Raw genomic sequence first — 20,598 nt, 5'->3', positions numbered from 1 at the left:
TCCTTATACGGGCTTATCATATGCCCAAAAACAACAAGAAAAATTAAGATGAATTTTGCATTATCAAAATACTTGCTTCTACTTGTTGTGGAAGCCATCCAATCCCCCCTAGGTTTAACTAGCCAAGTTTTTAATGATATCTCAATAAAATATTTGAAGTCATATTCTCTATTTTATCTTAGTAATGTTACAAGGTTATTTTATATAAGTTACTTTTTGTTTCGGTGAATTTACAATTTCGAAATAATAATCGGAAATCCCTATGCTAATTTTCCTATTGATAATTAACTCTATAACCTACCTTTATGACCTGATGATAAAAATCACATACAGATAAGAAAATTAGTGGTAGCATGCAGTGTAAGCTCTAAATTTAAATCTTAAATAAATGAAACGGGGTTATAAATTGAACTTTCCACAATTAAAAATTGCGCACATTATGCCAAAGGTTCCCATTTTTCAAGGTGGTATGGGAGTAGGTATTTCATTAAGCAAACTCGCTTCAGCTGTTGCCAATGCCGGTGGTGTCGGTATTATCTCTGGGACAGGTATTTCAACAGATGAAATGCGTGATCATATCCGAAAAGCAAAAAGTCTTGTTAACGGCGTAGGATACATTGGTGTAAACGTACTATTTGCGATGAATGATTTTGCTGAAAAGATGAAAGCAGCACTGGAAGAAAAAGTTGATTTTATTATTTCTGGGGCCGGCATTTCAAGGGATATGTATGCTTGGGGTAGAGAAGCTGGCATACCCGTCATTTCCATTGTTTCTTCAGCCAAATTGGCAAGAATCTCTGAAAGGCTTGGAGCTGCAGCTGTTGTCGTCGAAGGCTTTGAAGCTGGTGGGCACCTTGGAACTGACAGACCAATGTTTGATATTCTACCAGAGGTACTCGAGGCTGTTTCAATTCCAGTTCTTGCTGCAGGTGGCATTATGACTGGCGAAGATATCGCAAAAGCCATTTCAATGGGGGCTTCAGGGGTACAAATGGGTACAAGATTTGCAGCAAGTGAAGAATGTGATGCTCCTCTTTCATTTAAGCAAAAATATGTTGAAGCACAAAAAGAAGACTTGGTTTTAGTCAAAACAACAGTTGGTTTACACGGTAGAGCAATTGCCAATAACTTTACGAAATTAATCAGCGGTTCTGACAAATTAAAAATCGCAAAATGTCATGATTGCTTGAAAAATTGTTCTTATCGCTTCTGTACACTTGATTCCATGTTTAGAACTGTTGGAGGGGATACCGAAAATGGGCTTGTCTTTTCTGATGCACAAGGCGATGTGGAAAATGGACTTGTCTTTGCTGGGGCAAGAGTTGGTGAAATCAAAGAAATCCTCCCTGTTCAAACAATCATTGATAATCTGACAGCAGAGTACGTAAATGCAGTAAAATTAGCTTAATCTATAGGAAAGGAGACAACCAAAATTGGTTGTCTCCTCTTCTTTTACGGTAAGTTTTTTATTTTATTGATAATCGATGTCCTTGGTTTTGGCTCTGGGATAACCTCGGGATAGCCAATTGCTAATACTCCAATTAGATCAGTATTGGCTGGGACTCGTAGAATTTCTCGATTTTTCGCTGTCATCCCGATGGATGACCAAAATACCCCGACACCGCCAGCCCATGCTGCCAAATTAAAGTTCTGAACAAAACAGGCTGTCGCCATAGCGTTTTCCTCTTTCTCTGCCGCTGAAGCACCATGGTTAGATGTAACAGCGATTAGTACGGGAGCATCTCCAAAATTCGTCTTATGATTCAACTTTGCCCTCGTTTCCGGTCCAACAAAATACACTTCCCATGGTTCGGTCATTCGATGATTGGGTGCCATTTTTGCAGCCTCTAACCAGGATTGAATCAAATCAAGCGGAACATCATCGGTTTTGAACTTTTTAATCGTACGTCGATTTTGGATCACATCTAGAACATTATTCATTTTTGTCTCCCCTATACACTCAATATTCTTTATGACCTTCTAACTGATAAATCCGATGTAATTCACCTTCACCAATATGGAACAGGCCTTTCTTGAATCCAAGCAGGATGAGAAATAGTGCTTGGGCAAAGAAAAAGATTCCCCATCCTTGAGCTGGTATAATAGCGGTTAATTGAGATAAGTTGGTAGCATCTCCTGCTGCATGCGGCTGAATGAAACTGATGATAAAAATATCATATGCTGTGCTAACCGATTCTAGCAACAATATCGAAGCAATTAATAAAACGAGATTGTGAATTAGCTTTTGGCTTCCTTTGATCAGCAACGCTAGAAATAAAAAACCGAAGGACGCAAGCCAAAATAAACCATAAGGATTTCGGACCCATAATAGTAAATTGATTACGATTAGCCCCAATAGCAAATCGATGAAAAGAGTATATTTCTTCTTTTTAATTAACCAAAACGAGCCGTAAGCCATTAGTGAAGAAATTATATAACCTGCAATACATGTAACAAAATCGATTACCCAAAACGATTGTGTTCCGTGGGTAACACCATCTGCATTCATAAACAATGAAATCGTTTCAACATTGCCTCCAAATAGAGCCATAAATGCATGCCCTGATTCATGGATTACCGTATTTATGATTCTAAAATAATCACCAATGATAGGAATTTGTATTAAAAAGAATGCTATCCCAAGGAAGATGAAAAATTTAAGACTAATCCTCTCTTTTATAGATTGCACCTTACCTTCCCCCTCTTTCCTATAAATCCGAATATTTTAGAACCATTTTACCACTTTTTGTTATATTCTGAAAATATTACGCTCTATTTTTTCTAATCTTATAAAAAATATGCAACCAGAAAAAAATTCGACAATCCAACAACTTACGTGTTAACATTAAGTTGTCAGTTGTTAAAAACGTTCATTTTCTAAAGGAGGTAAAATTTTGATAGAATTTAAAGACATTGTAAAGAAATATAAACACAAAACGATCATCAAGCCCTTCTCAATCGATATCGAAGCGGGTCAATTAGTTGTTTTTATCGGACCCAGCGGTTGCGGGAAAACAACTTTGCTAAAAATGGTAAACAAATTAATTCAGCCATCTTCAGGGAATATTGTTGTTAACGGAAAAGATATTTCCACAATGGATGCAATTGAGCTGCGTAGGAATATTGGCTACGTCATCCAAAATACGGGCCTATTCCCTCATATGTCAATTAAAGAAAATTTGGAACTAATTCCAAAGCTTAAAGGTGAAGATCCTGATTCAATTGTAAAAAAAACAGAAGAACTACTTCATGTGGTCGGGTTAAACCCTTCTGAATTTTTGCACCGCTTTCCGAAAGAATTAAGTGGCGGGCAGCAGCAAAGAGTTGGAGTGGCAAGAGCATTTTCAACGGATTCAGATATCATTCTAATGGATGAGCCCTTCAGTGCATTGGATCCTGTCACAAGAAACTCGCTACAAGATGAACTCGTTCAAATGCAAAGGGAACTCAACAAAACCATCATTTTCGTTACCCACGATATGGACGAAGCGATTAAAATCGCCGATAAAATTTGTATTTTAAAAGACGGCGATATTCTCCAGTTTGACACCCCTGAAAATATTTTAAAAAATCCAGCAAATGAATTTGTTGAAGGGTTTATTGGGAAGAGACGTGTCTGGAACAATCCAGAATTACTTATGGCTGAGGATATTATGATTTCTAACCCGGTTAAGATCACTGCTAAGCGAACCGTATTACAGGCAATTGAGATCATGAAATCTAATAAGGTTGACAGTTTAATGGTTACCGATAGAAATAATATTTTAATAGGATTGGTGACGCTAAAAGGAATTCAATTATTAAATAGAAATTCAGAGATTGATAGTGTTATGGAGAAGAATGTTCTAGCTGTTTCTGAGGATAGTAACTTAATTTCCATATTAGCGACAATGAATGAACATAAAATCGGCTACGTTCCTGTGATCAATCACTCAAAGCAATTAACTGGCCTTATTACAAGAAGTAGTATTTTATCGGCTTTAAGCAGCCAACTAATTGATTTGGAGGTGGCCTTTTAATGGCTGATTTTACTAACTATTTACAAGCAAACTACGAACAAATCCTAAATTTATTAGGTCAGCATATTTACCTAAGTGTCATTTCGGTACTGATTGCGGTCATTATCGGGATTCCACTGGGTATATTGATTTCACGAGAGCCTAAGCTTTCAAAGCCAATTATCGGAACGACCAATGTGATTCAAGCTATACCAAGCTTGGCCTTACTTGGATTCCTTATTCCTTTCATTGGAATTGGCAGTGCCCCGGCCATCGTCATGGTCATTCTGTATTCCCTTCTTCCTATCGTAAAGAACACATATACAGGATTAACGAACATTGATTCTGATATTCTGGAAGCCGCCAAAGGCATCGGTCTGACCAAGAGTCAAACAATGAAAAAGGTTCAGCTGCCACTAGCCTTTCCGATGATTATGGCGGGTATCAGAATTTCTGCGGTAACTGCTGTCGGATTGATGACAATTGCTGCCTTCGTAGGTGCAGGCGGTCTTGGTTACCTCGTATTCTCCGGTGTACAGACCGTGGATAATTACATGATTTTGGCAGGTGCCATCCCGGCATGTATTCTTGCTCTACTAATTGACTTTATCGTTGGGAAACTTGAAACTTCATTCTCTTATACGAATAAACGAACATCTTCTTTAAAAGTAAGTAAGAAAATAAAAAGACTAGTGATTGGGTTTGCTAGTATAATCATCGTTGCAGGTGGTGCCTTTACAGTTTATTCAAAGGTTAATGCCGCAGATAAAATTGTCATCGGATCTAAAAATTACAGTGAACAGCTGATTTTAGGGAATATGCTGGCGGATTTAGTAGAAAGCAAGACTGAGCTTAAAGTTGAAAGAAAACTAAATCTAGGCGGGACACAGGTGGCCTTTGGTGCAATCAATAGCGGCGACATCGATGCTTATGTGGAATATACCGGGACTGGTCTTGTAAATATACTGAAGCAAAGTCCACAAAGTGATTCTGATAAAGTGTATGACTACGTAAAAAAGGAATTCAAAGAGAAGTATGGTATTAACATGTTAAAACCGCTTGGATTTAATAACACGTATGCAATAGCCGTACGTCAGGATACAGCAGATCAATTTAATCTGAACGTTGTCTCCGATCTTGCTAACATAAGCGATGGCCTGATTATGGGGCCAACGATTGAGTTTGCTAACCGAGAAGATGGATTAAATGGCCTAGAGACAGCCTATAACATGAAATTTAAAGATGTGCAAGCAGTTGACGGCGGATTGCGCTATACCGCTCTTAATAATCATAAAAGTGATGTCATCGATGCTTTTTCAACCGATGGATTGATTGAGGAATTTGGATTAAAGGTATTAGAGGATGATAAAAACTTCTTCCCTCCATACTATGCCGTTCCTATTGTCAAAGAAGAGACGTTAGAGAAACATCCTGAATTAAAAGAAGCTCTAGATTTACTGGCTGGTACGTTGACAGATGATAAAATGCGAAATCTGAATTATAAAGTTGACAGCCTGAAAGAATCACCAGCAAAGGTTGCAAAAGAGTTTTTACAAGAAGAAGGTCTACTCTAATGAAGAAAGCCGGCTATGCCGGCTTTTTCTAATCTTCCATAAAATGAATGACCCTTTCGTAGGTTGGATCATCCCCAATAATTAGAAGTACATCCCCTTCTTGAATTAGTGCATAAGGCCCCGGTGAGATAATCAATTCTCCCTTTCGCTTCATCCCTATCACGGTACCTCCTGTATTTTGCCAAAACTTCACTTCAGAAATCGTCTTTCCGATATGTATACATCCTGAAAATACCTCTACTTCAATTGGGGCTAATGGATTGGTATGACGAAGCTTAGTAGAATAATCCATAATTTTCCTGACTGTGTCTAGCAGCTGCTCTTCAATCTTATTTTTATCTTTCACTAGAGTGTTAATTTCTTTTTCAAGGTCCTTGATACTGGCCAAATTTGTGAAACGATGAATATATTTATAAGCATTCTCCCGTGAAGAAATCACGATTCCACTGCCCTTAGTCGAATGAACAATCTCCACATCTTCTAATATCTTGATGGCTCTACGTACTGTTTCTGGTGAAACCTTATATTCACTTGCCAATGTAGATCTCCCGTGAATCTTTTCACCCACTTTAAATTTACCGTCGTAAATTCGATTGGCTAAATCGATGGCAATCCGTTCATAAGTTGGTATTTGCGCCCGCTGCATATATTCCTCCACTTAAACTAATTCAATTTTATTTTATATTTCCACTATACGCTAAATAAAATAGGGATGGAATAGCAGTCTAAAAACAAAGTGCCAGTCACCCAAAGGTGTCCAGCACTTATATCAAGTATCAAATCTCTCTAGTAACTCAATGATTACTTTAAAATCTGAAGTTGTGTCCATATAGGCGTATCGGCCTTTGCCATTATAAAAATTACCCGTTTGAAGAACCGGATAGCCCATTCCCTCGAGCAATTTAATTTTTTCTTCCATATCCTTGATGACGAATGAAATATGGTGAACTCCCTCACCATATGTTTCGAGATGTTTTTTCCACGTGCTTGGAGACGTCCCTGGTTCAATTAATTCAATTTGAAGCAAAGGAGTATTAATAAACATATACCTAGAATCTCCTTCAGTCGGCTTCCCTTCAAATAATACATTTGTCAGCTCACTAGGACCCGACTGAATCACTTGTGGTTTTTCAACGCCCAGTAATTTACAGTACGCTTCTGCAGCCTTCTCAAGGTCTTTTACAACAAGAGCCAGTTGTTCTACCTTGTTGGTTCCAAGTAACGGAGCAAAAGTTTCATTTTTCGGAGCTGTGTCACGCGGGTCAGCACTTTCCAATAATTCTACAAGTGTTTTATGATCATCCAATGTATCAACATATACATATCTGCCATCGCTAGAAGTAAATTCACCACTTTGAAGTAATGGATAGCCATTTTCCTCAAAAACAGGCAGGCGTTCCTTAATTGACTCGACATCAAAGGCTATATGATGAATTCCTTCACCGACTGTATCTAAAAACTCACGCATCGTACCTGGTTCTTTATTGGGCTCGATTAATTCGAATTGGATAGTCGGTGTGTTCATAAAAACTAATTTGCTTCTAGAATTTGTTGGTTTCCCACGAAATACCACTTTGGAAATCTCGTTGTCCCCTGTTAAAAACCATGTAGGTTTAGCAATTCCAAGTAGCTTTGAAAACAGTTCAGATGTCTTCTCAATATCCTGAACAACAAATGCAAGTTGATTTACTCTATTATTTCCAGCTAATGGTCTTTTTTCTGTTTTCGATTCTGCCACAAAAGTCACCCCTATTATTTGAATTAACTTAGCCCGCGTACAGCTAATCCTCCATCACTTGAGATAACTTCCCCTGTAACCGCTCTCGCCTGATCGGAAGCAAGCAGCAAATAGGCACCGACATGGTCTTCAGAGGACATTGCAATCCTTAGTGGATTTCTCGATTTAATACTTCTCTCTTTCGTGTCGTTGTCTACCATTTTTACAAAGGGCTGCAGCGGAGAAATAACATTTAGCGCTGTCAGGGTTCCACCTGGAGCAACGGCATTCACTCGAATATCGGGTGCCAATTCAAAAGCTAGCTGGCGCATTAACCCAAGTTGGGCATGTTTACTGGCGGTGTACCATACCCCGCCGCCATCCGGATAAAAACTTGCTCCAGACATGGTAAAAATGATATTTCCGCCCGTTTTCTTCAATTCATCCACTGACGCCTTTGCCCCGTTGAAATAGCCTTTTACATTAATATCGAACAGGATTTGATAGGCATTTGACATTGCTTCAGGTGTAACACTTTGGAATTTAGCAAACCCATCAAATACACCTGCATTCGCCACAAAAACATCCAGTTTTCCAAATGCTTCAACGGCCTTCCTAACAGCATGAGCGTGTGCTTGATAATCTGTTACATCTCCCTCGATACATTGAATATCTTCCCCAAATCGCTGCTTTAATTGATTCAGTCCCTCTGCCGACTTATCAAGTACAGTCAGAACTGCACCTTCCTTTATAAATGCCTCGGTAACGGCTTTGCCGATACCAGAGGCACCTCCAGTTAAATAAATGGATTTACCGCTAAGTTGAGCCATAAGTACTGCTCCTTCCTGCTTCCTAAAGCTATCACACAAAAATAGCCAGATTTCGCGTATTAATGGTAGTTTGATCGACAATGAAAAAACGTTTGGAGAGCTTCCATTCACCATTTTCATAAATAAATTCATCTTGTCGTTCACCCGAAATTAAATCGTGATGAATATCCGTGCTGCGGCTTCTGTAAATAAGTAAATAACTGTTTACTACTGCTTTTTCATTTGGAACGTAATCAAGCAGTCTTACATTGTTGACTAACCTTCTAGTCCGGGAAGGAGGAATTTCAGCCCAAGCATAATCCGTTTTTAAACGGTCCACACGAATCTTCAACAATTCAATGTCGTCATCAAAGGCAAACATATCTAGGGCATAATCGGGACGTTCTGTACCCTCTTTATTAACACGAACAGGCATTTGATATTTTAAAGTTGGATGCATTAAGCTAAACCAACCATCGAAATCAATATCATCGATTAGTTTTGCTTCCCGATAGAGCCATTGTTCAAATTCATAGGTTACTAACATTCTCTCAATCGTCATACGCTTCTCCCCCTATTCTTAATTATTTAATAAATGTATGAGAACCCACTCAATTGGTCATCAGGTCGAGCCAGTAACGGTAAAAATTTCTTTGATTGGCTTCTGTAAATTTATCATCATAGACCACGCCAGGTCCTACAAAGCTTGTTACTGGTTTTCGATGCAAGCCCATCGTGTAATTAAATGTCAGTTGTTTTACTAATGGCATCGTACCAGAGGCTGCCGCTGTTATATCTGTGAATACTTCCGTATCATCCTGTTCAAAAATACCAGAAGGGCTGAAGGTCAAGATAAACGATTCTCGTGAGCGCTTTTTCCAATCTACAGAGGCATTTTTTTCTACTAAGAACCACGTAATTACTTCCATTTTGTCTGCCGCTATTGGTCTCCAAATTCGCATAGAAGTATTAGAGATTAATTGACCTTTTATTTTTGTATGAGAAATTAGAAAGGATAGATTAGGAAAAATATTCCCAATCATATTTTTAAGATTTGATAACACTTCGTATTGATCCTCTGATAAATTTGCCTTGTATTCGTCTTTTAATTCCTCTGGGAACGCAAAGTCAGGATTCGGTGTACCTAGGTTTAAGCCATGGCCATTTGTTGTGTGGATTTGATAACCCCTTTTGGAATAAGTTGCACTTGGCACCATTCCTAATTTGGCGATCGAACCGTGAGTAACCATCGTATGATAGGAATCCCCTACGAAGTTATCTGCTCCAATCTTCCAATTAGATTGAATAACAAATCTCTGTGGCGGTCCTACTACCTCCATCTCTGCTCTTCCTGCAAAAATATCAATATACCATTTAAACTCACCTAAAAATGCATCTAAAGATTCTGCTTCATCATTCCATGTTCCAAAAATAAGCCCTTTATAAGACTCAACCCTGATTTTATGCAGCCCCATTTGGGATTTATCCAAGCTTTCTCCGTAAATATCTTTTTGCAATGGAACACCTACACAATCACCATTGTTTTTAAAATTAAAGCCGTGATAAGGACATGTAAACGATGATTTATTTCCAGCATCAGCCCGGCAAAGCTTCATACCGCGGTGTGTACACATATTATATAACCCACGAATTTGATTATCAGCACTACGAGAGAGAATGACAGAATATCCAGCAACATCCCTGGTTATGAAATCATTTTTATTTGGAATTTCTGATTCATGTCCAATGAATATCCATGTTTTTAAAAAAACTCTTTTGTGTTCTAAATCATAAATCGTTGGATCCCCTAGAAGATAGGCTGGAATAGATCCAATTTCAGGTTGAACGGTTTCATGTAAAAATTCAATTGCTTCCTTTTGGGACATTTCTTCTAAATTTATGTTCGTTTTATACATTGCCTTCTCCCCCTAAATATAGACTGGTGTTGCAGCATTCAGGGGAATAAGCAATCAATTTTAACCCCTGTATGTGATACTACTATTTATCCAACTTGGATAACAGCATCTTTATTTTTTAACGATGACAATACACTTAGCGCAGCCAAATAACTTGTTTTGGGATTATTAGGCATCGGATCATTTTCAACCTTGAGAGTAAGTTTTCCGAATGAGCCTAGAGCCTCAATCGAATGACTATTTTTCGTAATTGCAGGATCAGAAATGATCTTTACTCTCGTCTTTTCTGGCCCTAATCCGGCTAATGACAAGATAATTGAAACATTTATGTTTTTTGGGAATAACTTAATCGCTTCATTAGCAGTTCCTTCAAAAAGCACTTTCTCTTTATCTACTGGTGCTCCAGGTAAAGCCTGGGGCGGCTTCCTAGTGATAATCGAAACGCTTTCAAGTTCACCATTGGATTTTGCTGCCTTTAGAATATCTAAGCCACCAATTGCCCCAGATGGCAGATAGATTTTTGTCCCATTTCTCCTGCAAATTTCCTCTAACGACTGTGTATAATCCAAATCACTTAGAGCACCAACACTGCTTAACACTATATCTTTCCCGCTTGATAGAATGGCTGCTGCATGTTCTTTTACCACATCAACCGTAGCGGCTTCGATTACAAGATCTACATTTGAATGTAAAAGTGATGAGATGTCTTCAAAGATATCCGTATCAAATTCAGCCGCTAGCTGCTGTGCCGAGTTAGGATTACGTGTAAAAATGCCCACTATTTTGGAATTTGTAAGAAGTTTATTGGTATTTATACTTTCAAGCAGAAATTTTCCAATATTTCCTCCTCCGATTAAGCCGATATTCATCTGAAGAGTCTCCCTTCTCAGTTGGCTAATCCGTAGGAATCAGCAAAGTACTCGAGCCCACAGTGCCTTGTTTCTCGAGACAGCCCGCTTTCTTTTAAACCAGGAAAATCAAGATGAAGATCTTGGAAAACCGTATGGTTATTATGAAAAATAGCTCCCGCTTCTAATCGATCTGCTAATGTAGTCGCCAATTGCTCATCCTCAGTCCAAACTGAAGCTCTTAAGCCAAATTCACTATCATTGGCAAGTTGAACCGCTTCATCTACATCGGAAAATGGAAGAACTGGAATGACAGGACCAAATTGTTCGGCACGTACAATTTCACTATCTTGCCCAGCACCAGTAATAATTGTTGGTAAAATAAAGTATCCTTGGTCCCACGTATCCGGATCTAACTGTATTCCTCCAGTTATAACCGTAGCACCTGATTCTTCTGCCCTCTCAATGAGTCCTTTTACATAGTCGTACTGTGATTTATTATTTAACGGTCCCATTTCAACATCGGGCTGAATTCCATTACCTACCCTGATTCTCGAAAATTCTTTCTTTAGCTTTGCAACGAATTCTTCGTTTCGTGATTCATGAACATAAATCCTTTTAATAGCTGAGCATACCTGTCCCGCAGCACGCAGTACACCGAATCGGATGCGTTTAATGGCATCTTCATCAAGGTTAGCATCTTCGAGGATAATGGCAGCGTCATTACCACCCATTTCCATATAAAGCTTTTTCACAGATCCTGAAGCTGCACGCATAATCTCTTTACCTGTTTCCGTACTGCCAACAAAGGCAATTGTCTTTACTCTTGGGTCAGAACATAAGGCGTCTCCGATAACGCCGCCAGAACCCGTTACTACATTAATAACTCCATCCGGAAAGTACGCAGCAACTACCTTTAAAAAGGACATAATCGTCAATGGACAGTTGGTTGCCGGCTTTACCACCACAGTGTTTCCTGTCAAAATAGCTGGAATCACCCGCTTAAAGGTTAAAATCATGGGAGAATTCCAAGGTGAAATAACAGCAGTTACTCCGCGGGCACGTTTGCGAATTTGTACCTTTTGATTTCCAGGTAAAATTTGAGGATTCCACCATTCAAGCAGTTCATCTGCCGCTTGGTGCATAATATCTGCGCAGCGAAGCAAATCCTTTTTTGCTTCAACTAATACTTTTCCATTCTCTCGCACAAGTAATGTTACATTTTCTTCAACGAGCGCTTTTATTTCCTCAGCTGCCAAATGCATCCTATTCGCCCGATCCGCTACCTCCGTACGGGACCAGGTTTCGTATGATTTTACAGCGGTTGTAATCGCTTGGTCTACATCCGCTTTTGAACATAAAGCCACTTCACCAACAATTTCTTCATGATTAGCAGGATTGATTACATTGGCTGTTTTTTCCGCTTCTAACCACTGTCCGCCTATTAAGTATTTACCTGAAACAAATGGATATGTTGAGATCATGTAATCACCCCTTATATCTTTCTAGGTTTAAATGCATCTGCTGCACCCGGAGGTCCGCCAAACGGTTTCGCCATCGGTCCAACTGCCTCCATATCAACCACGATTATGGTTGGCTTTTGGCGTCCAACCGCTTGCTCAAGTGCTGAAACAAATTCATCTGGAGAACCGATTCTAGTAGATTCAAATCCCATAGATTGCCCTAGCAAAACAAAATCCGGACTTAAAAGATCAACAGCTACCTGCCGCCCGTAAGCCGCATCTTGGATATTGCGAAGTACTCCATAGCCTGCATCATCGAACAATACGATAATTAAAGGTAAATTTTCCTGAGCAGCGGTTGCCATTTCGCCTACATTGACCATAAACCCGCCATCACCAGCCATCAATACTACTTGACGGTCTTTGAAAGCCATTTGTGCTCCAATTGCAGTTGGTAATCCTTGGCCAATTCCGCCGCCAGAAGCATGAATGGAAGTACGAGGTTCATAGATTTCAAAAAGACGGCTGCCCCAAACATTTGCCTGTACTGTTACATCACGGACCAATATTGTTTCTCGCGGCATCACTTTTCGCAACCCATCTAGGATTTGTTCATATGGACCAAGTGTTGCCCTTAGGCTTGCACGTAATTCTTGACGGACCGTTTGCACTTCGTCCAGATATAAAGGATCGGGATTAATTGTTTTTTTAGATAATGCTTGAACGAGTGAATGGAGTACATGCTTAGCATCCCCAACCAAACCATGTGTCGCTTCATAATTCCGATTAATCGCCTGCCAGTCTGCATCGATCGCGATATGTTCTTTCGGAACTGGTACTTTCCAGTTTGCCGTTTCGTTCCCTCTAAACCTTACTCCAATGCTTATTAATAAATCTGAGTCCTTCAATAACTTTTTCGTTAACTCATAAGCTGCGAAGTGACCAATGCATTGTGAATGATCCTCTGGTATGCTTCCTTTACCCGATTGGCTTGTTATTACAGCTGCCCCAATTATTTCGGCTAATTGCTGTACTTCCTTTGAGGCTCCTGCGCTAATAACACCTCCACCTGCCCAGATAACTGGACGACGAGCACTACTGATTTTCGAGACAACCTCTTCTGGTAATTCTAATGCTGTAGTATTCTTTGCAGCTAGAATCGTAACTTCATCAAGTGAATAATTTGGAATGATCGCAGATTGAAAATCAATTGGAATTTCGAGTGAAACTGGACCGGATGGTGCAGTAAATGCATCTTGAATCGCTTGTCTTACAACAGCAGCGGCTTGCTCTGGTTTTCTTAACCGAATTGCCTTTTTACAGGAACCTTCCATAATAGACAGCTGATCCTTGCATTCGTGAATATATCCTCTTCCTGTTCCTAAATAGGGAAAAGCAACTTCACCGGTTAAATGAAGAACAGGGATTCCGGCTGCCCAAGCTTCAATGAGCGAACCGGCTGCATTACCGGCACCCGTTCCGGTACTCGTGATAACAACACCCAATTTTCCTGTAGCTCTTGCATAACCATCAGCCATATTTACCGCACCACTTTCACCGCGGGAACAAACCAGGTGAATGCTTCCTTCACGAAGAATCGCATCATAGATAGGCATGTTATGGATGCTTACGATACCAAAAGCTGTCGTTACACCTGCTTTAACTAGCTCTTGTACAACCGCATCTGCTGTTGTAAATTCAATTTGAACTTGTTGATTCATAATTTACTCCTGCCTTTATTCATATTAAAGCGCCTTACCCAGCGCTCCAGCTGTCTCAATGGTCGAACCGGATACGTAGCTCGCTTGCTTCGAGGCTAGAAAGAGAATGACCCCTGCTACTTCTTCCGCTTCCCCTACACGTCCTAGCGGGATATTTCGTTTTTTAGCCAAATCAGCATAATATTCTTCTGGGTCTATTTCGGGGGCATTTTTCATTCTTCTACGCTCCCATTGATCCGTCCTAATCAAGCCTAAACTTACAGAGTTTACTAAAATATTATCGGAAGCCAGCTCATGTGAAAGTGTTTTACTTAAATTCAAGAGCCCAGCTCTAGTTGCGGCTGTAGCAATCATATGTCTTTCAGGCTCTTTCGCAAGTGTTGCATTAATATTAATTATTCTTCCAGCGCCACGCTTCACAAGGTATGGGTGGACGGCCTTTATTGCATAAATAATTGCAAAATATTTTAATTGAATTTGTTCCTGCCATTGTTCATCTGTTACGTCGAAAAAATATCCCATTACACTTTGTCCTGCAGAATTCACTAAGACATCGATACCATCAAAGTTAGCAGCAGTATCATTAATAAATGCGTTAACATCTTCCTTATTTGTTACATCACAGGTTGCCGCATAAATTGAATCTGCGGGTCCAAACTGTAATAGGTAATCATATGCTTTTTCTTTTCGCTCGTTACTCCTGCCACAAATTGCTACTTTTGCACCTTCTTGAAGGAACATCTCAGCTGTTTTTAAACCGACACCGGATGTCCCACCCATAATGACAACAACTTTATCCTTTAAACCTAAGTCCATATCGACACCCCTTATTTTCAAACCTTTAAAGCAGTGCTTTCACATTTACCCAACCAGGATCTGGCTCTCCACCCATCGCCGCGCGGGTTTCTGGCTTTGGAGGTCCAGCAATTCCCCATTGATCCATTAAATGAGGAACACGCTTCCAAACACGAGCTCTCCATTCACTTTCATCTTCAATCGTTTCTAAATAGCAGGTATATTCCATGACAAACTTTCCAGGATCCTGGAAGTAACAGAAAATATTATCGCCAGGGCCGTGACGTCCTGGTCCCCAAATCTCTTGATACCCAGCCTTCCTTACATTGGCAATTCCCCTCATGACTTCATCAACAGTATCCACTTCATAAGCGATATGGTTTACAGAAGCATGTTTATCCTGATTAAATGCGAGTGAATGGTGTTTTCGGTTACAGCGTAGGAAAGACATCTGATGCTCGCTCCAATCTGTAACTTTAAAGCCGATAATATTCGTATAAAAATCGGTAATCATATCAAGGTCAGCTGTATTCATCACGACATGGTTTAATTTAACAGGGTCAACATTCTTCTTATTCCAGATGGTCGTATGCATTTCTACCCATGCAGAAAGCTCAATACAGCGATTTTCTGGGTCCACAAATCGCAGACCGTACCCTTTGCCTTCTTCATCTAGATACCCAGGAGCAGTTATTATTTTTACCCCCTTTGAAGCAAGTGTTTCTGCAGCTCGATCCACTGCATTTTTATCAACCATTCCGAATGCTATATGATGCAGCCCTCGCTTTTCACCAGCATGTAAGCTTAAGATGTGATTTTCGGGACCTGCACCTCGAAAATAAACAGTTTTATCATCTTGTGCAACCTTATCCAAACCCCAAATTTTCTCATAAAATTCAGCTTGTTCTTGAAGAACTGGAGTAATTAAACCAATATGTCTTAAGTGGGTAATACCAACCATATTTACGCCTCCATTAATACTTCTATTATTAAAACTGTAACATAATAGGGATGATCCCAATGAAAGTTAGAGGACCATCCCCATCAAAGAAGATTTTAGTGAAAAAAATTAATTATTTCCGTTGATAATTGCTTCTCTTTCTTTCGCTCGCTGGATACGAAGCTCTTCTAGTGGACTGCCCTCAACATAGGTTGGCAGGTTGGGTTTGACTGCTCCAAGCATAACAAGCATTAACGCTTCTTCATCGCCATCATTGTGAATGCCGCGGTATACTCCTGGAGGAGAACTAATGCAATCCCTTTCATTTAAGCGGATTTCATGAACTTCATCTTTGCCAACCTCTTGAATTAGCGCTTTTACACTGCCTTTTAAAATGAAGAAAACTTCTTCTACATCATCATGTAAATGTAGAGGACCAATACAGCCTGCAGGTAGAACCATTGTGCTTAAAGTGAAATGTTCTGCTGCGATGACATTTGAATCATTATTGGCTGTGGCTCCACGTCCAATATATCTCATTTGCGCCCTTTTGTATTTTGGATCAATTTCTTCTTGAAATTTTAATACGTTCCAGTCTAAACTGCGGTCTTGTAATCTAGCCACATATTTCTTTTCAAATTCTGCAACATTAAATTTTTCTTCTGCCAACATAATCGCTCCCTTAAAATTATTTATGTCTTGTTTTGAATACAAAACATTGTTTTCTATATAACTTAATTTTAAATCTCAAATTTTTAATTGTCAATTAAAAAAATTGAGAAAATTCAAAACATTGGTTTTTATAGTTTAAATTATGAGTCTATTAGAATTTATTTTATATGTCCGAACCTCAACAGCCTCTTTTTTCAATGTAAATAGATAGGCAGCAAATCCTAACCCTGCAGCCACAATCAGCATCACAATCGATGGTCCAAAATCACCACCTGAAAGATCACGCAGCCAGCCCATAATATAGCTTGAAAAACCACCTAAAATGTTCGTGAACCCCATTAGGCCAGCAGCACGACCTGCTGTTTCAGGTGTAGAATATTTAACAATAAATAAATTGCTTAAATGGAAAACTCCTCCTTGAGTCCCCATTGCCAGCCCCATACAAATTCCTGCAATGACAGGATGTGGTGCAAGAATAGCTGCTGTTAGAAAAATAGCCGTCATACTAAATAATATGGTCGCAAGCAGGCTTGGACGCTTTGTTTTGTCGGCTAAATATCCACAAACTAACACAAAGCCTAGTGCAAAGAGCCAAGATAAAGAGGTAATACCAGTCATTGCCTCTCTAGAGAAGCTTTTTGCTTCCACCAAATAAGTAGGGAGCCAAATGCTAATTCCAAAAAACAAAAATGATGACATAAGCATTCCGAACCAAACGATCCAATAACGGTAGTCCTGGGTAAAATTTTGTTTTGGTTTATTTTTTTCATTTGCATCAATTTCACGTATGTAAGCCAATTCCTTTTTGCCAATACGAGGATGTTCTTCTGGGGTATCTCTCGTTAAAAATACAAACATAGGAAGTACAATTAATAGATTAAAACCTGCTAGTACAAAAAATGCTGCTTCCCAATGAAAGGTAGCTATAACTATGGTTAAAATGATAGCACCGCAGGCAGGTCCAAAGTAGTTTCCAGCCAGCCAAGAAGATTGCGCACGACCAAGTTCACGATGATTAAACCAGTTAGAGATAAATTTACCACATATCGGAATCATCATCCCTTCGCCAAATCCTAAAACCACACGGCTTACTAGAAACATCTCATAGGAAGTAGCCAGCCCTCCTACTATCATCATGGCGGACCAAATAACAAGACCAATAATGGCTGTTTTTCTCGCACCAAATCTATCAATAATATATCCCCAAAATAAATTAGAAAAAGCATAGGAAACTGTAAATATGAAAGTGATAAACCCAATTTTTGCGTTCTTATCAGCCCCTGTCAAACCAAGATCCTCTAAGAATGATGCATCCGTCTGGATGATTGAAATACCTAACTTATCAATTTGTCCAAAAAACCAAAAGAAAAAAATTGGGACTGCGATATAGAGCCACCTTTTGTTACCATTTAACATTAAATCCCCCCTACTCAGATATGCTTTGTTTAAAAAGCGTTCTATAGGTTAAATTTTAAATTTTTATGAATATTATGTCAATATAAAACAACGAAAATGTTTTATAAATAAAATGTTGTTTTATATTCAAAACGAACTTACGATTTATTTTCAAAAAAAAACTTGCTGTTTGCAAGCCTTTTCTATTTTCTACTTATTCAATTGATATCCCATATAGCTAGAAAGTTTGGCTGATGTCTCTAACGCTTTGGGCAGTGCTATTTTCTTGATAAACTCATCATGAAATGTCTTTTCAGTACCGACTACATTAACGGCAGCTAAAACCTTGCCACTGCGATCGAAAATGGGTGCAGCGACAGATTGGATGCCCAACGTTAACTCACCTCTTGAAATGGCATAACCTCTAAGCCGAATACCTTCTAATTCTTGCTGCAAATCTAGTAAATCTGTTTGCGTTCTTTGTGTATATGGTTTTAAATAAGAACCAAATAATACCATATTTAGTTGTTCCTTCGATTGATAGGCAAGCTGCACTTTCCCATTTGCCGTCGCATGAGCAGGAAGTCTTAGTCCAATATTAACATTGATGGCAGATATCCCTCTTACCGGGGCACTGCCCACATAAACCACTTCGTGCCCATCTAATATCGAAAGATGACAGGATGCTCCGGTTTCATCTCTTAGGGTTTCAATATATGGCTGGGCAATTTCAGGTAGTTTTAAACTACTTAAATATGAAAATCCGATTTCCAATACCTTGGGTGTTAAACTATATCTCTTGGTTGCTTCATCTTGACTTAGGTATCCAATCGATTGCAGGGTATATAGCAATCTGAATGGTACTGTACGGCTAACATCTAGCTCTTTTGCAATCTCGACCAATGATAATGTTGTTCGTTCTTCACCAAATAACTTTAGAATCTCTAGTCCTCTTACTAATGCATTGGCATTATAACGATCTTTATCATCCTTTGTCATCGTTCATTCACCTCCTCCAGTTAGCACTAACGAAGAAAATTCAATACAATCCCATTAAAGCTGTTAGGGTCTTCCTGATAACACAAATGACCCGTTCCCGGTATGATCACTAACTCCGAATTTTTTATCTCACTATGAAAAACCTTAGACTCATTTACTGGCGTTACCTTATCATATTCCCCACAAATTACTAATGTCGGGACCGTAATCGAAGATAACAAATTCATTTGGTTTAAATTAAATAATGAATAGGCCACTGAACGGTACCCCATCGGTCTTACCTGAGCCATTATTCTTTCCGCTTCTTTTTTTACTTCAGGGTCAGGATTTGGGGAGAGCAACTCCTTCACTCTTTGAGAGGCGATTTCCCTAGGTTCTAATGTATCGATATTCGTTAACCGCGCTTTTAGTTTCTTTTTATTCTCTTCTTCACTTAATGCTGCAGATCCCCTTGTGGCATCTGATATAATTAAGCGATCAACCATTTCGGGAAAGCGATAACAAAAATCTAATGCAATGGCAGAACCCATTGAATGTCCCAAGAGAGTAACAGAATGATAGTTTAATTTTTCAATAAAGCCCTTTAAAATATCAGCAAACTGACTAAAATTAGTGAATTCCTCTTTAGGATCTGAACTTTTTCCATAACCGGGTGCATCCCAAGCAATAACAGTATAACTTTCACTTAAGCCTGCTAATTGTTTCTTCCATGATTGAGAATTATTCCCCATACCATGGAGGATAATGATAGGCTTACCACTTCCTTCTATTTGATAATGAATTAATAAATCTTGAACAGTTATAAATGGCATTTTCACCCTCCTTTTTTTTAAAAACACAGAAAAATGTTGTATAATAGAAACGAATTGTGTAATGAACTTGCTTTAACCACTAGGTTTACTAGGAGTGATATCATAAATGTCAGAAGAGAAAAACGATCGATACTTATCTAATTCCTTGGTTAGAGGATTAGAAATACTAAAAATGTTTAATGGCGATATGCCTACATTATCATTATCGGAAATAGCCAATAAACTTAATGTTAGCAGAACAACACCATACAGAATCTTGTTTACCCTTCAATCCTTAGGGTATATCCGTCAGGATGAGCTATCAAAACGATATGAACTGACTCCTAAAGTACTTGAACTTGGTTTTACCTATTTAAATACGATGCCTTTCTTAGATCTCGCCCGCCCATACTTAGAAGATCTGAGAGATGAGACAGGATTATCAACTCATATTGGCATTCTCGAAGGAAATGAAGTGACGTATATTGCTAGAGTCCCTGGAAAAGGTGTTACCACCGTCAATGTAACCGTTGGCTCTAGACTTCCTGCCCATGCTACGGCATTAGGAAAAGTATTGCTAGCTTTTCAAAAGGAAGAAACCTTAACCAAAATGTTCACTGGGAAAGAACTAAAATCTTATACAGGCAAGACAAAGACACAATTACTTGCATTAGAAAAGGAATTAAAAGAAATAAAAGAAAAAGGTTATTCTACTAGCAATGAAGAATTTGAAAATGGGATATTTTCCGTTGCAGCTCCAATATTAAATCGGCAAGGACATATTACCGCTGCCATTAATATCGTTGCCCCAGTGTCAGTCTGCACGGGAGATTTCATCGAAGAAACAGTAATTCCTGCCTTGCTGAAGCGTTCAGAACAACTTTCTAGCTTTTCTGGTTACTAGGAATAGAAATAACCGTGGATATCGATATTCATTTCAATAAGAGGAATGAGTATTGA

General features: G+C 39.0%; 20 protein-coding genes. 4 read left to right on the top strand and 16 right to left on the bottom strand.

Features of this window, described 5'->3' with window-relative positions; translation table 11 throughout:
• Nucleotides 1-388 precede the first annotated feature (388 nt).
• Nucleotides 389-1,408, top strand: coding sequence for an NAD(P)H-dependent flavin oxidoreductase (locus V7124_RS17790; RefSeq protein WP_335417574.1), 1,020 nt, complete (start codon nucleotides 389-391; stop codon nucleotides 1,406-1,408).
• A gap of 44 nt (nucleotides 1,409-1,452) precedes the next feature.
• On the opposite strand, the gene V7124_RS17785 is transcribed toward V7124_RS17790, so the two are convergent.
• Both V7124_RS17785 and V7124_RS17780 read right to left on the bottom strand, forming a co-directional pair.
• Nucleotides 1,453-1,941 carry a nitroreductase family protein gene (locus V7124_RS17785; RefSeq protein ID WP_335491712.1) on the bottom strand — a complete coding sequence of 163 codons (489 nt, stop codon included), beginning with the start codon at nucleotides 1,939-1,941 and terminating at the stop codon, nucleotides 1,453-1,455.
• Between the two features lie 19 nt (nucleotides 1,942-1,960).
• Nucleotides 1,961-2,689: a M50 family metallopeptidase gene (locus tag V7124_RS17780; RefSeq protein ID WP_335491710.1), complete on the bottom strand. Its 729-nt coding sequence runs from the start codon at nucleotides 2,687-2,689 to the stop codon at nucleotides 1,961-1,963.
• Between the two features lie 205 nt (nucleotides 2,690-2,894).
• Between V7124_RS17780 and V7124_RS17775 the strand changes: the two genes are divergently transcribed.
• A complete protein-coding gene (locus V7124_RS17775; RefSeq protein WP_335417569.1) occupies nucleotides 2,895-4,019 on the top strand; it encodes an ABC transporter ATP-binding protein in 1,125 nt (374 codons plus the stop codon).
• Complete coding sequence (locus V7124_RS17770) at nucleotides 4,019-5,572, top strand: ABC transporter permease/substrate-binding protein (protein WP_335417567.1); 1,554 nt, start codon at nucleotides 4,019-4,021, stop codon at nucleotides 5,570-5,572. The genes V7124_RS17775 and V7124_RS17770 overlap by 1 nt, the downstream gene beginning before the upstream one ends.
• 28 nt (nucleotides 5,573-5,600) lie before the next feature.
• Here the strand turns inward: V7124_RS17770 and V7124_RS17765 are convergent, their stop codons facing one another.
• From V7124_RS17765 to V7124_RS17700, 14 genes are all read right to left on the bottom strand, one after another.
• Nucleotides 5,601-6,218 carry a TrkA C-terminal domain-containing protein gene (locus tag V7124_RS17765; protein WP_335417565.1) on the bottom strand — a complete coding sequence of 206 codons (618 nt, stop codon included), beginning with the start codon at nucleotides 6,216-6,218 and terminating at the stop codon, nucleotides 5,601-5,603.
• A gap of 123 nt (nucleotides 6,219-6,341) precedes the next feature.
• Complete coding sequence (locus V7124_RS17760) at nucleotides 6,342-7,310, bottom strand: VOC family protein (RefSeq protein WP_335491706.1); 969 nt, start codon at nucleotides 7,308-7,310, stop codon at nucleotides 6,342-6,344.
• Nucleotides 7,311-7,333: 23 nt separating this feature from the next.
• The gene (locus V7124_RS17755) at nucleotides 7,334-8,119 is read right to left on the bottom strand and encodes an SDR family NAD(P)-dependent oxidoreductase (RefSeq protein WP_335491702.1); all 786 of its coding nucleotides are present in this window, start codon (nucleotides 8,117-8,119) and stop codon (nucleotides 7,334-7,336) included.
• Between the two features lie 31 nt (nucleotides 8,120-8,150).
• Nucleotides 8,151-8,660 carry an aromatic-ring-hydroxylating dioxygenase subunit beta gene (locus V7124_RS17750; protein ID WP_335491697.1) on the bottom strand — a complete coding sequence of 170 codons (510 nt, stop codon included), beginning with the start codon at nucleotides 8,658-8,660 and terminating at the stop codon, nucleotides 8,151-8,153.
• A gap of 49 nt (nucleotides 8,661-8,709) precedes the next feature.
• Nucleotides 8,710-10,014, bottom strand: a complete 1,305-nt coding sequence (locus V7124_RS17745) for an aromatic ring-hydroxylating oxygenase subunit alpha (RefSeq protein WP_335491694.1) — start codon at nucleotides 10,012-10,014, stop codon at nucleotides 8,710-8,712.
• 86 nt (nucleotides 10,015-10,100) lie between these two features.
• Complete coding sequence (nadX, locus tag V7124_RS17740) at nucleotides 10,101-10,883, bottom strand: aspartate dehydrogenase (RefSeq protein WP_335491690.1); 783 nt, start codon at nucleotides 10,881-10,883, stop codon at nucleotides 10,101-10,103.
• Between the two features lie 17 nt (nucleotides 10,884-10,900).
• On the bottom strand, nucleotides 10,901-12,346 hold the full coding sequence (locus V7124_RS17735) for an aldehyde dehydrogenase family protein (protein ID WP_335491688.1): 1,446 nt from the start codon (nucleotides 12,344-12,346) through the stop codon (nucleotides 10,901-10,903).
• Between the two features lie 11 nt (nucleotides 12,347-12,357).
• Nucleotides 12,358-14,046 carry a thiamine pyrophosphate-binding protein gene (locus V7124_RS17730; protein WP_335491685.1) on the bottom strand — a complete coding sequence of 563 codons (1,689 nt, stop codon included), beginning with the start codon at nucleotides 14,044-14,046 and terminating at the stop codon, nucleotides 12,358-12,360.
• A gap of 24 nt (nucleotides 14,047-14,070) precedes the next feature.
• On the bottom strand, nucleotides 14,071-14,862 hold the full coding sequence (locus V7124_RS17725; RefSeq protein ID WP_335417550.1) for an SDR family oxidoreductase: 792 nt from the start codon (nucleotides 14,860-14,862) through the stop codon (nucleotides 14,071-14,073).
• Between the two features lie 25 nt (nucleotides 14,863-14,887).
• Nucleotides 14,888-15,802 carry a VOC family protein gene (locus V7124_RS17720; protein WP_335417548.1) on the bottom strand — a complete coding sequence of 305 codons (915 nt, stop codon included), beginning with the start codon at nucleotides 15,800-15,802 and terminating at the stop codon, nucleotides 14,888-14,890.
• Between the two features lie 108 nt (nucleotides 15,803-15,910).
• Complete coding sequence (locus V7124_RS17715) at nucleotides 15,911-16,450, bottom strand: cupin domain-containing protein (protein WP_335417547.1); 540 nt, start codon at nucleotides 16,448-16,450, stop codon at nucleotides 15,911-15,913.
• Nucleotides 16,451-16,588: 138 nt separating this feature from the next.
• Entirely contained in the window at nucleotides 16,589-17,869 is a 1,281-nt protein-coding gene (locus V7124_RS17710; RefSeq protein WP_335491679.1) for an MFS transporter, read from the bottom strand.
• A gap of 189 nt (nucleotides 17,870-18,058) precedes the next feature.
• A complete protein-coding gene (locus V7124_RS17705) occupies nucleotides 18,059-18,847 on the bottom strand; it encodes an IclR family transcriptional regulator (protein ID WP_335491675.1) in 789 nt (262 codons plus the stop codon).
• A gap of 26 nt (nucleotides 18,848-18,873) precedes the next feature.
• Entirely contained in the window at nucleotides 18,874-19,659 is a 786-nt protein-coding gene (locus V7124_RS17700; RefSeq protein WP_335491672.1) for an alpha/beta fold hydrolase, read from the bottom strand.
• A gap of 106 nt (nucleotides 19,660-19,765) precedes the next feature.
• On the opposite strand from V7124_RS17700, the gene V7124_RS17695 reads away from it, so the two are divergent.
• A complete protein-coding gene (locus V7124_RS17695) occupies nucleotides 19,766-20,542 on the top strand; it encodes an IclR family transcriptional regulator (RefSeq protein ID WP_335417540.1) in 777 nt (258 codons plus the stop codon).
• Nucleotides 20,543-20,598 lie beyond the last annotated feature (56 nt).

This window comes from Neobacillus niacini, from assembly GCF_036961885.1.
GTDB lineage: Bacteria > Bacillota > Bacilli > Bacillales > Cytobacillaceae > Neobacillus > Neobacillus niacini_H.
Note: the sequence above shows the minus strand (reverse complement) of the source record. Positions and strands in the feature narration are given on the sequence as shown.